This window comes from Kribbella koreensis (assembly GCF_039525325.1).
GTDB classification, from domain to species: Bacteria; Actinomycetota; Actinomycetes; order Propionibacteriales; family Kribbellaceae; genus Kribbella; species Kribbella koreensis.
This window is the reverse complement of the sequence record NZ_BAAAHK010000003.1, coordinates 382,576-396,217: the sequence shown is the minus strand read 5'-3', so window position 1 is coordinate 396,217 and position 13,642 is coordinate 382,576. Positions and strand designations below refer to the sequence as shown.

Genomic DNA, 13,642 nt, shown 5'->3' with positions numbered 1-13,642 from the left:
TCACCGACCGGAAGGCGAGCGATGTTGGGGTTGCCGGGGCAGATCAGTGTCTGCCTGTTCGATCTCGATGGGGTGCTGACCGATACAGCGGCGGTGCACGCGGCGGCGTGGAAGGAGATGTTCGACGACTTCCTGCGCGCCCACGCCGAGCAGGCGGGCATACCGTTCGTCCCATTCGACGCTCATGCCGAGTACGACGCGCACGTCGACGGCAAGCCGCGCGCTGACGGCGTCCGCGACTTCCTGACCTCGCGCGGCATCACGCTGCCCGAGGGCGACCCGGACGACCCGCCGGGCAAACAGACGATCAACGGGCTCGGCAACCAGAAGAACGTCGCCGTCCTGCGCCGCATCCACGACGACGGCGTCCAGGTGTTCGAAGGCTCGCGGCGCTATCTCGAAGCCGCCAAGGAGGCAGGCCTTCGCCGCGTGGTGGTGTCGTCGAGCGCGAACACCCAGCAGGTGCTCGAGGTCACCGGCCTCGCACCACTGGTGGAGCACCGGATCGACGGGGTGACCATCCGCGAGAAGGGTCTGCGCGGCAAACCTGCCCCGGACACCTTCCTGGCCGGCGCGAAGTGGTGCGGGGTCGAGCCGTCTCAGGCGGTCGTCTTCGAGGACGCGCTGGCCGGAGTACAGGCCGGCCGGGCTGGTGCGTTCGGCTATGTGGTCGGGGTGGATCGGGTCGGTCAGGCCGACCAGTTGAAGGTGCACGGCGCGGACATCGTGGTGAAGGATCTCGCCGAGTTGCTGGACGGTGCCGAGCCGGAAGGACAGAAGCGATGATCGACCGCGGACCCCACCCGATCGAGCCCTGGCAGCTGCGCGAGACCGAGCTGCCGATGGACAAGCTCGCCCAGGCGGAGTCGCTGTTCGCGCTCTCCAACGGGCACATCGGCCTGCGCGGCAACCTCGACGAGGGCGAGCCGTACGCGATCCCCGGTACCTACCTGAACTCCTTCTACGAGCAGCGCCCGCTCCCGTACGCCGAAGCCGGCTACGGCTACCCCGAATCGGGCCAGACCCTCGTCGACGTCACCAACGGCAAACTGATCCGGCTCCTCGTCGACGACTCGCCCCTCGACGTCCGGTACGGCGAACTGCACTCGCACGAGCGCCGTCTCGACTTCCGCACCGGCATCCTCACCCGCGAACTCGACTGGACCTCACCGGCCGGCAAGCGGATCAAGGTGACCTCGCGGCGACTGGTGTCGCTGACCCAGCGCGCGGTCGCGGCGATCGAGTACGTCGTCGAGGCCGTCGACCAACCGGTCCGCTTCGTCGTCCAGTCGGAGCTGGTCGCGAACGAGACCCAGCCCAAGCTGTCCAACGACCCCCGAGTCTCGGCCGTCCTGGAGAGCCCACTGCAAGCGGTCTCGCAGGACAGTGACGACGAGGAAGTGATCCTGGTCCACCGGACCCGGTCCAGCGGCCAGCTGATGGCCGCCGGCATGACCCACACGGTCGAGTGCCCGGCCCGTACCGAAGTGGATGTCGACGTCCGCGCCGACTGGGGCCGGACCACGGTCGTGGCCGAGTTGCAGCCGGGGGAGTCCATCCGGGTGGTGAAGTTCCTCGCCTACGGCTGGTCGAGTCTGCGGTCGGAGACTGCGATCACCGACCAGGTGTCGGCGGCACTGGTGGGCGCGAAGTTCTCCGGCTGGGAGGGCTTGGTCGCCCAGCAGCGCGTCTTCCTGGACGACTTCTGGGATGCGGCCGATGTCGAGGTCGAGGGCAATCCGGAGCTGCAACAGGCGGTCCGGTTCGCCTTGTTCCACGTCCTGCAGTCCGGCGCGCGGGCCGAGCGGCGGGCCATCCCGTCGAAGGGCCTGACCGGTGCCGGGTACGACGGCCACACCTTCTGGGACACCGAAGGCTTCGTTCTGCCGGTACTGATCTTCACCATGCCCGACGCGGCAGCCGACGCGTTGCGCTGGCGGCACAGCACCCTGCGGATGGCGAAGGAGCGCGCCGAGGTGCTCGGGCTGCGCGGCGCGGCGTTCCCGTGGCGCACGATCCGCGGCCAGGAGTGTTCGAGCTACTGGCCGGCCGGCACCGCGGCTTTCCACCTCAACGCCGACATCGCCGCGGCAGTGGACAGCTATCACCTCGCCACCGGTGACGACACCTTCATCAAGGACTGCGGCCTGGAGCTGCTCGTCGAGACCGCCCGGCTCTGGATGTCACTCGGCCACCACGACCGGCACGGCAACTGGCACCTGCCCGGCGTCACCGGCCCGGACGAGTACAGCGCCGTTGCCGATGACAACGTCTTCACCAACCTGATGGCCGCGCGCAACCTCCGGATCGCGGCGTCCTTCGTCACCCGCTTTCCCGACGACGCCCGCCGGCTCGGCGTGGACACGGAGGAAGAGGCCGCCTGGCGAGATGCCGCGGCCGCCGTCTACATCCCGTACGACGAAGAGCTCGGCGTCCACCCGCAGTCGGAGGGCTTCACCGACTACGCGATGTGGGACTTCGAGGCGTACAAGGACAAGTACCCGCTGCTCCTTCATGCGCCGTACTTCGAGCTGTACCGCAAGCAGGTCGTCAAGCAGGCGGACCTGACACTGGCGATGTTCTGGTGTGGCGACGAATTCACGCCGGAACAGAAGGCGCGCAACGTCGACTACTACGAGCGGATCACCGTCCGGGACTCGTCGCTGTCGGCCTGCGTGCAAGCGGTGACGGCAGCGGAGGTCGGCCATCTCGACCTCGCCTACGACTACGCCTACGAGGCCGCTCTGATCGACTTGCTCGACCTGCACCACAACTCCGGCGACGGCCTGCACATGGCGTCGCTCGCCGGTGCTTGGACCGCACTCGTCGCGGGCTTCGGTGGCCTGCGAGCGCGTGCGGGCGGGCTGTCCTTCCAGCCGGTACTTCCGACCGGACTGAACAAGCTGGCCTTCACGGTTCGCTGGCAGGGTGTCCGGTTGCGGGTGCAGATCGGCCAGGAGGAGGTCACCTACGACGTCCATGACGGCCCGGACGCGAGTATCGCGATTCTCCATGAGGGGCAGGAGATCCAGGTGGCTGCCGGCAAGCCGGTGACCCGCGCGGTCCATCCACGCAAGCCGTTGCTGCCCCGGCCGACGCAGCCGCTCGGGCGCGAGCCGCTGTCAGCCCTGGGCAACACGACCTCCACTCGCCACTGACCAACTCGCCGGGGCCGGCCCCGGCGGACCTGCACAAAACCTTCACGAGTCGTCCGCTGTTTCCGACCGGGTGGACTTCTAGTCTCAAGGCATGTCAGTCAGTGCAGGGGCGAAGATCCTCGTGGTCGAGGACGAGCCGGTGATCAACCAGGCGGTCACCGACCGGTTGCGAGGCCAGGGCTACGAGGTCGTCCAGGCCTGGGACGGCCCTGGCGCGGTCCAGCAGTTCACTGCGACGGCGCCGGATCTGGTGTTGCTGGATGTGATGCTGCCGGGGTTCGACGGGCATGAGGTGTGCCGGCGGATCCAGGCTGCGCGGCCGGTGCCGGTGCTGATGCTGACCGCTCGGGACGACGAGGCGGACATCCTGGTGGGGCTTGGCGTCGGTGCTGACGACTATCTGACCAAACCGTTCCGGATGCGGGAGTTGGTGGCTCGCGTCGGGGCTCTGCTGCGGCGGGTCGATCGGGCGGCGGAGTTGGCTGCGCGGCCGACGACCGCTGACCTGGGCGACCTGCGCGTCGATGCGGCGGCCCGGCGGGTTTGGGTCGCGGCGACCGAAGTACATCTGACGCCCACCGAGTTCGATCTGTTGCTCTGCTTGGCCGCCAGTCCTGGCGTCGTACTGACCAGAGAGAACCTGTACGCCGAAATCTGGGGCTGGCCGGGTGCCTCAGGGACTCGCACGGTCGACAGTCACGTGAAGGCGCTGCGGTCCAAGATCGGCGCTGATCGGGTCCGTACCGTGCATGGCGTCGGCTACGCGTTGGAGCCGGGCGCATGAGCTCGCCGATCCTCAATCAGGTCACGTCGGTCAAGGTCAAGCTCGGGCTGCTCGTCGCGGTCAGCGTGACGGTGGCGTCGATCCTGGCGGCGACCGGCGCGGTCGGCGGCGTGCCCTTCTGGCTCACCGTGCCGGTGACGGTCGCGCTCGCGCTGGGCATCACCCAGTTGCTGGCCGTCGGAATGACGTCGCCGCTGCGGGAGATGACGGCAGCGGCTCGGGGGATGGCGCGCGGCGACTACTCCGCTCGGGTCACGGCGACGTCGAGCGATGAAGTGGGGGAGTTGGCCCGGGCGTTCAACCGGATGGCCGAGGATCTGGCTGCCGTCGATCGTCAGCGGCGCGAGCTGGTGGCCAATGTGAGTCACGAGCTCCGTACTCCGCTCGCGGCGTTGTGCGCGGTCCTCGAGAACCTCGTCGATGGGGTGGCCGAGCCGGATCCCGTTGCGCTTCGTACTGCGCTCGACCAGGCCGAGAGGCTGGCGGCGCTCGCCTCCGACCTGCTCGACCTTGCCCGGGTCGACGCAGGGAAGGCCAAGTTGTCGACCACCGAGGTGGAGGTGCGTTCGCTGCTGGAGCAGGCGGTGGCCGAGGCGAAGGTGTCCGGTCGTGAGGTCCGGTACGAGGTCGAGGTCACGCCGACCTGGCTCACGGTGCCGGCCGATCTGTCTCGGCTGCATCAACTGGTCGCGAACCTGCTCGACAACGCGTCCCGGCACAGTCCGGCCGGGGGAGTCGTCCGGCTGGTGGCGCTCGCGACCGCCGACGGCTGGCGGCTCGAAGTCACCGACGAGGGCCCGGGGATCCCCGTCGCCGATCGCGACCGCGTGTTCGAACGCTTCGGCACCCTCGCCGAGACCGAGGGCGGCGGTGGTACCGGCCTCGGCCTAGCCATCGCCCGGTGGGTCACCGACCTCCACGGCGGCACCATCCACTTCGTCGAACCAGAACCCGGCGCCCCCGGCGCCCGAGCCCGCGTCGACCTCCCACTGAAGCCACAAGACCAACCTCAGATCTCAGCCAAGGCCGAGGAGCCAGTCATGTCCCAACCGGTCGTCACTCCTACACCTCCTGTACCTCCGGGGACTGAGTCTCCGATGGATGCGTTGTTCGGGAGGTTCTGGCCTGATGCGCGGGTGCCCGGCAACGTGCGGGCCGTGCTCTACAGCCTTGCGGCGGGCCTGCTGGCCGGGATCATCTTGCCGTTTCGTGACATGGGTATCGGCTATGCGATCGTCATCCTCGCCGCGGGCGGTGTGATCCTGACCTTCAGTGTGAACCGGCGCTCGCGCTTCACCCAGGCCTGCGCGGCGCTGTGTGTGCTCCTCTCACTCATCACCGTCGTCCGCGACGCCGAATGGATCGCGGTCCTGTCCATCCTCGCCAGCGGCGTGCTCTGCCTGGTCGGGCTCGTCAACGGCCGGAGCGTGCCCGCGTTCATCCTGGCCGGCATCTCGTTGCCCCTCGCCGGGCTCCGCGGCCTGCCGTGGCTCGGTCGTTCCCTGCAAGCCGTCACCAGCGTCCGGAAGAGCGCGGCGGCGGTTCGTACGATCATCTGGTCCGTCCTGGGTGTCCTCGTCTTCGGCCTGCTGTTCGCCTCCGCCGACGCGCTCTTCAAGAAGTGGGCCGGCGCGGTCGTCCCCGACCTGAACCTCGATTCCTTCGTCCTGCGCGCCTTCCTCACCGTCTTCATCGGCGGCATCGTGCTGGCCGCGACGTACCTCGGCCTGAACCCGCCCAACGTCGAGACCGGCAACGGCCCGGTACGCCCGGTAGCCCGCCGTTACGAGTGGCTGGCCCCGGTACTGCTCGTGGACGCCGTCTTCCTCGTCTTCCTGATCGCCCAGGCGACGGCCAGCTTCGGCGGGCACGAGTACGTCGAACGCATCACCGGCCTCACCTACGCGGAGTACGTGCACCAAGGCTTCGGCCAACTCACCGTTGCCACCGCCCTCACCCTGCTGGTGGTCTGGGCAGCAGCCCGCAAAGCACCCCGTACTACGCCCGCCGACGTGCTCTGGTTGCGGGGCTCCCTCGGCCTACTCTGCTTGCTGACCTTGGTCGTAGTCGCCTCCGCGCTCTACCGCATGCACCTCTACCAAGAGGCCTACGGCTTCACCCAGCTGCGCTTGCTGGTGGACGTCTTCGAAGGCTGGCTCGGCCTGCTGGTGGTCGGCGTCATCGTCACCGGCATCACCCTCAAGGCAACCTGGCTACCCCGGGCGGCCATCCTCAGCGGCGCGACCCTGCTGCTCGGCCTGGCCGCGATCAACCCCGACGCCTGGATCGCGCAACACAACGTCGACCGCTACACCGCCACCGGCAAGGTCGACTGGATCTTCCTGCAAGGCCTGTCCGACGACGCAGTACCGGTCCTTGCCGAACTCCCGGCCAAGGACGCCGACTGCGCGCTCAAAGACCATGACGCCGCCGACGACGACTGGCTGGAGTTCAACTTCGGCCGGCACCGCGCCAAGCCCCTCCTCAACTCCCACCCAGACCGGAACGCCGCGGTCTGCTCGACCACCACGCCTGGCTGAGCCGCGGCCTCGCGTGCGGCTGCCTGAGGGACTTTCGTCGGCGGGTCCGAGACCGAAGATGCGTCACGGCCGGGCCTGCCGATGCTTCACTCATCGTCATGGGACGGGTGGCGCGGGTGGTGAAGGCGCCTGCCCTGGCCATTCTCCTGATCGCACCGTTCTTCGGCGAGACCTTCTCAACCGCCACCGCGCCCCTCGACCTGTTGCTGCCGTGGCGGCTGCCGATCGTGGTCGGTCTGTACGGCTGCGGAGCGCTGATCTGCCGGGAGATCGCCCGCCGACACCGGTTCGGACTGCTCGGACTGTGTCTGCTCGGAGCCGCGTACGGGGTCTACGAGGAAGGCCTGATCGACCGCTTCTGGTTCGACCCGACGTTCTGGACCGACACGAAGGTCGGCGACTACAGCGAGGTCTGGCACACCAACCTGCTGCTGGCGACGCACCTGACCGCCTTCCACACCGCGATCAGCATCTGCGCCTCGATCCTGGTCGTCGAGCGCCTGTTCCCCTCGCACCGGGACCGCGCCTGGGCCGGCCGCCGCGGCCTACCGGTCGCCGCCGTCGCGTTCCTCATCCTCGTCCCACTCGGCTCGGCGGACTTCTACGTCCCTCCGATCCCGGTGCTGATCGCCGCCGGAGCCCTCTGCGCCCTGCTTGTGGTCTGCGCCTTCCTGGTACCGCGCAGACCGCCCAGCGCTGAGGCGGCCCGGCGACGCGGCCTGGCGTGGATCGCTTTCTTCGCCGCCACGACCCACTTCGTCCTCGTCTACGCGATCCCGTCGACGAACCTGCCCTGGCCCATCGGCACCCTCATCTCCCTGCTCCCGATCGCCATCGCGATTCTGCTGGTCCGCCGGTACGCGAGCGGCGGACTCCACGGCCGCGACGCCAACCGCGTCCTCACCGGCATGATCGCCTTCTTCCTCCTGTTCGACGTCGTGATCGGACTCGGCGGCCGCTACGACCTCAGCCTCGGCGCGATCGCAACGGCCTTCGCCCTGCGTCGGCTGCGCACCAGCAGCCCCGCGAGCTGAGCCGCTGTCACACGCGGAACGGCTGCCCTGTCTTTAGTGCTGACCTGTTGTCCGGATCAGACGGGAGCATGCCGTGACTGTGGCGGCGATGGTTGCCGAGTTCGACGATGTCGCGGGGTGGACCGCCGACGCGGTCGAGCAGCTCGGCATCCGGTACGCGATCCCGGCCGCCTGCCGGGGCAGCGCCAGTCCCGCGGCACTGGCCTGGCTGGCGGAGGCATGCGAGTTGTCGCCCGGCACCAGGTTGCTGGACGTCGGGGCAGGCGCCGGTGGGCCGGCCGCTTGGGCCGCTGAGCGGTTCGGCGTACGGCCGATCCTGTTGGAGCCGATGCAGGCCGCTGGTCGGGCTGCATCGCGGTTGTTCGGGTTGCCGGTACTGACCGCCGACGGGACGCGGATCCCGCTTCGGACGGGCTCGGTCGATGCCGCTTGGTGTTTGGGAGTGCTGTGCACGGTCGAGGACAAGGCCGCTCTACTCAGCGAGATCCATCGGGTACTGACGCCAGGCGCCTCGCTCGGGCTGCTGGTGGTCGTTGCCGAAGGTCCGCAAATCCTGCGGGTCCCGGACGGCAACCACTTCCCGACCCAGGACGAGCTCGCTGAGCTGCTGGAGCACACCGGATTCACCCTGCTCGAGCAGACCAGCCGGCCCGAATCCGCGCCGCTGTCCTGGTCCCGGCGGGTCGAGCAGGTCAACGCGGTCATCGCCGCCCGCCACCGCTCGGCTGCCGCCTATGCACTCGCGGCCCGGCAGGGCGAACGGCTGACCCGGCTGTTCGCCAGTGATCAAGTCTCGATGCAGCTGATCCACGCGGTCAGCTGCCCGATTTCGAAGTGAGAGTTTCCATGAACCATGTTTCCGCAGGAGCCCGGATCGACACGCTCGAAAGCCTTCGCCGGCACTTGCAGTGGGCGGTGGAGCTGGAGCACGCGACGCTACCGCCGTACATGACCGCTCTGTACTCGCTCGACGAGGACAAGAACCCTGATGCGGTACAGGTGGTGAGCAGCGTCTTCGTGGAAGAGATGATCCACCTCGCGCTCGCGGCGAACCTGCTCAACGCGGTCGGCGGACAGCCCCGGATGGACAAGCGCGAGATGCTGCCTCGCCACCCCCGGCGGCTGCCGCACGCGGCTCCGGGGCTGGAGTTGTCGCTGGTCCCGTTCGGGCCGGAGGCGATCGAGATGTTCCTCCGGCTGGAGTTGCCGGAGCCGCCCGGTGAGGTGGCCGAGGGGGACCACTACGAGACGATCGGGCAGTTCTACGATGCGGTCGAGCAGGGCTTGCGCGAGCTGTGCGAGCAGTACGGCGAGGAGAAGGTCTTCACCGGCGATCCGGCCCGGCAGCTCACCGCCGACCACTTCGGGCACAGCGCCGGCGCGCTGAACGCAGTCACCGATCTCGCGTCGGCACTGGCCGCGCTGGAGGAGATCGTCGAGCAGGGCGAGGGCACCTCCCGCGGGGAGGTGTGGGACGGGGACCACGACATCTTCCACCGCGATCGGGACGAGGTCGCGCACTACTACCGGTTCCAGGAGCTCAAGCTCGGCCGCCGGTACCAGCGCGGTGACACTCCGGAATCCGGGCCGACGGGCGAGCCGGTCACGGTCGACTACAGCGGCGTACAGCCCGTACGCCCCAACTCACGACTGGCCGACCACGGGCTTGACAGCCCCGTCCGCCAGGCCCAGGAAGAGTTCAACGGGTTGTACTGCAACCTGCTTCAGCTCCTGGAGCAGGCTGCGAACGGCGAGCCGTCGCTGCTCCGGACGGCCATCGGCCTGATGTACCAGCTCAAGGGCAAGGCCAAGGCGCTGATGGCGATGCCCGACCTCGAGGGCTACACCGCCGGGCCGACTTTCGAGTACGTCGAACCGGAACTCCGCGACTGACCGGGTTGCGCTGTCACATTTCGGGGGGCTATCTGGTCTTATCTAGTGAGAGACCTAGAGAGTCGAGGACATCGTGCGGACGATCCTGGTGGTTGGTGGCGGGTACGCCGGCTTCTACACGGCCTGGCGGCTGGAGAAGAAGTTGCGGCGGGGCGAGGCGCAGATCGTGCTGGTCGACCCCCGGCCGTACATGACGTACCAACCGTTCCTGCCCGAGGTGGTGGCCGGGTCGATCGAGGCCCGGCACGCGGCAGTGTCGCTGCGGCGGCACCTCAAGAAGACCAGGATCCTGGCCGGGACCGTCACGGCGATCTGCCATCGGCACAAGACGGTGACCGTCCGGCCGTCGCTCGGACCCGACGTGGAGCTGGGCTACGACATCATCGTGGTCACCGCCGGCGCGGTGACCCGCAAGCTGGCGATCCCGGGCGTGGCCGAGCAGGCGATCGGCATGAAGCACGTCGAGGAAGCGGTCGCGATCCGCGACCGGCTGCTCACTGCCTTCGATCAGGCCGCGGCCCTCGAGCCCGGCCCGCTCCGCAAGCGGCTGCTCACCACGACCTTCGTCGGCGGCGGCTTCTCCGGTGTCGAGGGCTTCGGTGAGCTGTTGTCGCTGGCGACGTCGCTGCTGAAGTCCTACCCGCAACTGGACGCGCGCGAGCTGCAGTTCCACCTGATCGAGGCGCAGGGCCGGATCCTCCCCGAGGTCACCGACGAGCCTGGTGAATGGGTGGTGCGGTCGCTGGAGAAGCGCGGCGCTCACGTCCACCTGAACAGCCAGGTGCTCTCAGCGACCGACGGCCACGTCGTACTGTCCACCGGCGAGGAGTACGACACCGAGCTGATGGTGTGGACGGCCGGCAACGCCGCGAACCCGATGGTTCGCAGCCACACCGATCTGCCGATCGACAAGCGAGGACTGCTGAGCGTGCGCGCCGACCTGCGCGTCGGGACGAAGGACGAGGTGATCCCCGACGCGTGGGGTGCCGGTGACGACGCCGCGGTTCCAGACCTGGCGTCCGAGATCCCCGGCGCGCTGACGGTGCCGAACGCGCAACACGCGGTCCGGCAGGGCAAGCTGCTGGCCAAGAACATCATCGCCGTACTCCGCGGCCGCGAGCCCAAGAACTACGTCCACCACAGCCTCGGCTCGGTCGCGACGCTCGGGCTCTATCGCGGAATCTTCCAGTACCGCCGGCTCGTCATCAAGGGCCTGCCCGCCTGGCTGATGCATCGCGGCTACCACGTTCTGGCCGTCCCGACCTGGGAGCGCAAGATCCGGGTGCTGTCGATCTGGATCACCGGGTTCTTCTTCGGCCGGGACATCGTCTCGCTCGCCTCGGTCCAGCACCCGCGCGACGCCTTCCTGGCCGAGGACCTGCCGGGTAAGCCGGCTGATCGGAGTACGGCGAAGACTGCCCAGGCGGGCTGAGTCATCTGGTTCTCAGCCGGGTTGTCGCGAGGAGGTCGAAGCGGCCGTCGGTGACGGCGGTCGCCGGGATCATCGCGAACGGTTGCTCGCCGAGCAGTGGCGTGTGGAGCGGGACGAAGCCTTGGTCCAGCAGGGCCACGTGGAAGTCGGCGGTCACGATGCCGCGCGCGTCGATGACTCCGGTCGCGTGGCCCGGCCCGACCGACCGGCCACTCAGCGGACCGAAAGCGGCTCGCCCAGGACGTGGTCGTTGGGTGAGTCGGAGCGCCCCCGGTACGAGGTTGTCCACATAGTCGTACTCCGCGTCCGCCACGGACGTGCTGAGGTACTCGAGTGCATCCGCCCAAGCGGCCAGCAGCACTCCCCGCCGGGCGGCCCGCACGTCGGACGGCACGGACGTGCCGAGGTCGTACAGCTCGGCCAGCACCCGCTGTGACCAGCGTGGATCGGGCTCGCCCGGTATCGGCACCGAGAACACCAGAGACCGGAACAACGGGACGAGGTTCCGCGACGGGTCGAGCGCCGCCGCCCGGTGCAGCGTGTTGATCGGGTCGTCGGTGACGTCCAGCCCGTCGAAGAGACCGCGGTAGGCCTCGCGGCTGTCCCTCGCCAGTTTCGCGTGCCCGGTCAGCACGTGGGGTTCGTAGGTCCAGCCGGCCAGCTCGTCGATGTCCCGGAACCGGAGGAAGTCGGCGCCGGCGGCATCGGCGTACCGGCGGAGTGTTCGGATGCCGTCGGCGAAGGGAGCGGCTGGATGGGGGCGGTAGTGCTCGCCGTCGTTGATCAGGTGGAAGTCCTCGACGCCCGGCGGGTAGACGGCCCGGAGGGTCGTGACCAGCTCGACGATCCGGACGATCATCGCGAGCTCGGTCAGATCGGGCAGCGGGCCGGCAGCCTTCAGCCGGTTGTGCCAGTGTTTGACGGCGAACAGAAGCTTGCTCAGGCGCAGCGGCTGCCGGCGTTCGACGGTGACCGCGAGGTCGCGGCAGATGTCCGCCGGGCGGTAGTTCGCCCGCGAGCCGGCCCGGAACGGTCGCCGCTGGAGCACCTCGTAGATCCGCTCGAGTGGATCTGTTGTCGTCCGGAGGACCTTCTCGGCGTGGGCGGCGGCGGCCTTGTGTGCCTCGCTGACGAGCCGGCCGATGAGGTCGTCGGTCTCCTGGGCGGAGAGGTGGATGCCGTGACGGGCTGCGAGCGGGGCCGGGCGGAGATCGCCGAGGCGGAGCGCTGACAGGGTCGTCTGGTGTGAGGTCGTGGGTTCGTCGCCCCAGTTGTGCGGAGCGCGGTCGAGGCTCTGGCCGTGCAGCTCGGCGACGCTCCGGCCGGGTGACTCCTCGCCCACGAGGCGTCCGCCGAGGTGGAAGAGTTCAGCTTCGAAGCGGGCCCAGCCGGGCGGTCGCGCTCCGACATAGCGGACGATCGAAGCGGGAAGCTCGGCGCCTCGCCTTCGGGCTGCCTGCTGGTTGCTGACGAGTTCGGCGACGGCGTCGGTGGCTTGCTGGTCGGTGGCTGGTGCTGAGTGGACATGGTCTGCCCAGCGCTTGTCGGCGCCGAGCAGCTTGGCGACCTCGGGTTGCAGGAAGCGCAGCTCGCCCCGGATCACCTCGGAGACGTCCGTTCCGAACAGATCGGCGAGCAACTCGACCGCGGTCGGTCCGTTGGTGGTCAGCCTGCCCGGCCAGGTGACCAGCACCCTTCCGGTGGGTCGCCTCTCGTCGGCGACTTCGAAGTAGTTCAACGGCGACCCGGCGTCGACCAGCAGCAGCCCGTACTTGTCCAGCCCTCGCCGGAACACCCGCAACAAGGGCCGCACGAAGTACTCGACCGGGTCGATGGGGCTCGGTTCGATGGGTAGTTGCTGGAGGGGGATGGTGGTGGTGCCGGGCGGGGCGGCGTACAGGCGGAGGATCGGGTCGGTGGCCAGGAGGCGGCAGAGGTCCATGGTCAGTCCGTGGGGCGGCGGCCGATCAGGACCTGGGTCCAGATCGGTTCGACGAAATGCTCGTCGGGTTGCGCCGCTAGGAGGGCCTCACGCAGTTCGGTGCGGAAGCCGTCGATCCGGTCGCCGAGCGCGGTCGGGGTGAGATCGGGGACGGTCATCAGCAGGCCGATCAGCTCGTCGACCGTGTGCGTGCGCTGCCAGTGCAGTTCGTAGCTGTCGACGTCGGCGAACGCGGAGGCCTCGAGGACGGCCCGGTTCTCGCCACGCTGCAATGTGTACGTGCTCTGGTTGTCCGAGGTATCGCCGCGCCAGCGTCGCCGGGACGGTGCCCAGCGCTCCCTCGTCGTGTAGGCAGCCTCGGCCCAGGCAGGCCTGTTGGGGGTGTCCCGAGCGAGGCCGCTCATACTGCCGGTGATGATCACGACCGCGCCACCGGGATTGATCAGCTTGTCCAGCGTCGCCAGCGTGGCCGGCCGATCCATCCAGTGGAAGGACGCCGCCATCAGCGCGAGGTCGAACGGCCCGACCGCCAACCCGGCCAGGTCTTCCGAGCTGCCTTCGCGCCAGTCGATGCCGTCGACACCCTTCTCGACGGCCAGCGCGTGGCCCGCGGCAAGCATCTCCCGATCGGGATCGACCGCGGTCACCGAGGCGACGTGTTCGGTCAGCCCGAACGTCGCCATCCCCGGTCCGCAACCGAGATCGAGGGCGGACTGCCGGCCGTCCAGACCGAGCCGGCCGGCCAGCTCGGTGAAGATCGGAGCCGGGTACTCGCTGCGGTAGCGGACGTAGTACTCGGCCGCACCCGCGAACAACGGCGGCAAGTGGTTGCTCAAGGCATCGATCCTCACTGTCGTGC

At 68.9% G+C, this 13,642-nt stretch carries 10 protein-coding genes; 8 read left to right on the top strand and 2 right to left on the bottom strand.

Translation table 11 applies throughout. From position 1 onward, the window contains the following. The first annotated feature begins 21 nt into the window (after positions 1-21). The 8 genes from ABD116_RS05680 (at position 22) to ABD116_RS05645 (ending at position 10,841) form a co-directional block, all read left to right on the top strand. The gene (locus tag ABD116_RS05680) at positions 22-786 is read left to right on the top strand and encodes an HAD family hydrolase (RefSeq protein ID WP_343965543.1); all 765 of its coding nucleotides are present in this window, start codon (positions 22-24) and stop codon (positions 784-786) included. Further along, the gene (locus tag ABD116_RS05675; RefSeq protein ID WP_343965540.1) at positions 783-3,158 is read left to right on the top strand and encodes a glycoside hydrolase family 65 protein; all 2,376 of its coding nucleotides are present in this window, start codon (positions 783-785) and stop codon (positions 3,156-3,158) included. The genes ABD116_RS05680 and ABD116_RS05675 overlap by 4 nt, the downstream gene beginning before the upstream one ends. 91 nt (positions 3,159-3,249) lie before the next feature. Next, the gene (locus tag ABD116_RS05670; protein ID WP_343965538.1) at positions 3,250-3,942 is read left to right on the top strand and encodes a response regulator transcription factor; all 693 of its coding nucleotides are present in this window, start codon (positions 3,250-3,252) and stop codon (positions 3,940-3,942) included. Further along, complete coding sequence (locus ABD116_RS05665; protein ID WP_343965536.1) at positions 3,939-6,482, top strand: DUF4153 domain-containing protein; 2,544 nt, start codon at positions 3,939-3,941, stop codon at positions 6,480-6,482. Before ABD116_RS05670 ends, ABD116_RS05665 begins: the two co-directional genes overlap by 4 nt. Before the next feature lie 98 nt (positions 6,483-6,580). Next, on the top strand, positions 6,581-7,516 hold the full coding sequence (locus ABD116_RS05660; protein WP_343965534.1) for a hypothetical protein: 936 nt from the start codon (positions 6,581-6,583) through the stop codon (positions 7,514-7,516). Positions 7,517-7,589: 73 nt separating this feature from the next. Further along, positions 7,590-8,354 (top strand): class I SAM-dependent methyltransferase, encoded by a 765-nt coding sequence (locus ABD116_RS05655; protein WP_343965532.1) that lies wholly within the window; start codon positions 7,590-7,592, stop codon positions 8,352-8,354. Between the two features lie 8 nt (positions 8,355-8,362). Next, complete coding sequence (locus ABD116_RS05650) at positions 8,363-9,409, top strand: ferritin-like domain-containing protein (protein WP_343965529.1); 1,047 nt, start codon at positions 8,363-8,365, stop codon at positions 9,407-9,409. 73 nt (positions 9,410-9,482) lie between these two features. Further along, a complete protein-coding gene (locus ABD116_RS05645) occupies positions 9,483-10,841 on the top strand; it encodes an NAD(P)/FAD-dependent oxidoreductase (RefSeq protein WP_343965528.1) in 1,359 nt (452 codons plus the stop codon). A 1-nt stretch (position 10,842) separates the two neighbouring features. Here the strand turns inward: ABD116_RS05645 and ABD116_RS05640 are convergent, their stop codons facing one another. Then, positions 10,843-12,783 carry a hypothetical protein gene (locus ABD116_RS05640; RefSeq protein ID WP_343965526.1) on the bottom strand — a complete coding sequence of 647 codons (1,941 nt, stop codon included), beginning with the start codon at positions 12,781-12,783 and terminating at the stop codon, positions 10,843-10,845. A 2-nt stretch (positions 12,784-12,785) separates the two neighbouring features. Further along, a complete protein-coding gene (locus tag ABD116_RS05635) occupies positions 12,786-13,634 on the bottom strand; it encodes a class I SAM-dependent methyltransferase (RefSeq protein WP_343965524.1) in 849 nt (282 codons plus the stop codon). Positions 13,635-13,642 lie beyond the last annotated feature (8 nt).